The sequence below is a fragment of the uncultured Cytophaga sp. genome, assembly GCF_937863595.1.
Lineage (GTDB): Bacteria > Bacteroidota > Bacteroidia > Cytophagales > Cytophagaceae > Cytophaga.
In genome coordinates this window covers 1-1,502 of the sequence record NZ_CALMGQ010000144.1, presented here as the reverse complement: position 1 = coordinate 1,502, position 1,502 = coordinate 1, and the positions used below count along the sequence as shown (strand labels likewise).

The following is a 1,502-nucleotide window of genomic DNA, read 5'->3' as shown; positions in this document are numbered from 1 at the left end:
AATACGAAATCCATTCCAATGGCTTCGTATTAAATGATCCATACTTAAAATTTCTTATCATAGATCAATTTTTGTCTCACATATAAAAGCTAGTATTGTATCATCAGTAACAGAACGCATAGATACGAAGATATATGAAAGCATTACAAGTAACCGCATACGGAGAAATTAAAGACAGTTTGGCCTTCAATGAAGTCGCCAAACCAAGCATTCAAGCAAAAGATGTATTGATTGAAGTGAAAGCTGCTGCCATCAACCCAATCGACAAAGTTATTATTTTAGGGTACTTAAAAGGAATGATTCCAATCCCAATGCCAAGTACGCTTGCCTATGATGTAAGTGGTATTGTGGTTGAAATAGGAGCGGATGTTAAGGGATTTGAAATAGGCGATGCCGTTTACTCCAGAGTGCCGCAAGAACAAATGGGTACACTTACACAATTTGTTGCGGTAGACAGCACGGTAGTGGCTAAAAAACCAGAGAATGTTTCGTTTGAAGAAGCCGCAAGTATTCCCTTGGCTGGACTTACGGCATTTCAGTGTTTGGAACATGTGGGTATCAAAGCAAACGATAAGGTCTTGATACATGCCGGTTCGGGTGGTGTAGGAAGTTTTGCGATTCAATATGCAAAGTCTAAAGGAGCGTATGTGTATACGACAACCAGTACAGAAAACGTAGAATGGGTGAAAGCCTTAGGTGCAGACCGAGTAATTGATTATAAAAAAGAAGACTATAAAAACATAGTAACAGATGCAGATAGTGTATTTGATACACTTGGTAAAGAATATTCTACGGATGCATTTGGCGTGATCAAAACAGGTGGTAAAGTAGTGAGTATCGCAGGACCGATGGACGAAGCCACTGCACATGCATTTGGAATGGCGGATTATACTTTACCGGAAGACTTAGCTCAAGCAATTGAAGCTAAAAAGGCATCATATACATTTATTTGGATGCACCCAAGTGCGGAAGATTTAACTACAATTAAGGGTTTAATCGAAGCAGGTAAAATAAAACCTGTTATTGATAAAATTTATCCTTTTGCAGAAAGTATTGCAGCATTCGAACATCTTGCTACGGGAAGAGCAAAAGGTAAAATTGTGATTAAAATGAACTAAGTTTTATCTATTGAATTTACAAGAACTCGGGTGGAAATGCTCGAGTCCTTTTTTATATACCATCATTTGGGCACTTTTATCATTCATCTGAACAATTCTTAGAAATTCCAAATTTCAAAAAACAAATTCCAAACAGCTATTGATTTCGTTCTGCTGTTGTTGGTATTCCCGCCTCTCTGGCGCCAGTCTTTAGCGAAGCGGTGAAGGTGTCTATCGTTTTCGCAGTCTTTGACTGCAGTTAAATTCCGCTCTGCTATTGTTGGTGTTCCCGCCTACGCAAATCTATGTACAACGAATGAAACTAATGCGGGGCACCGTTCTTAGAAATTCCAAATTTCAAAAAACAAATTCCAAACAGCTATTGATTTCGCTCTGCTGTTGTTG

The 1,502-nt window shown here is 38.6% G+C and carries 1 protein-coding gene; it reads left to right on the top strand.

Going from position 1 to position 1,502, the window contains the following annotated elements; all coding sequences use genetic code 11:
- The first annotated feature begins 134 nt into the window (after nt 1–134).
- Nucleotides 135–1,118 carry an NADP-dependent oxidoreductase gene (locus tag Q0543_RS12325; protein WP_299253409.1) on the top strand — a complete coding sequence of 328 codons (984 nt, stop codon included), beginning with the start codon at nt 135–137 and terminating at the stop codon, nt 1,116–1,118.
- The last annotated feature ends 384 nt before the right edge of the window (nt 1,119–1,502 follow it).

Excerpts from the sequence above, each read along its gene's own strand:
- Q0543_RS12325 (WP_299253409.1), top strand. The coding sequence starts at position 135 with ATGAAAGCATTACAAGTAACCGCATACGGAGAAATTAAAGACAGTTTG.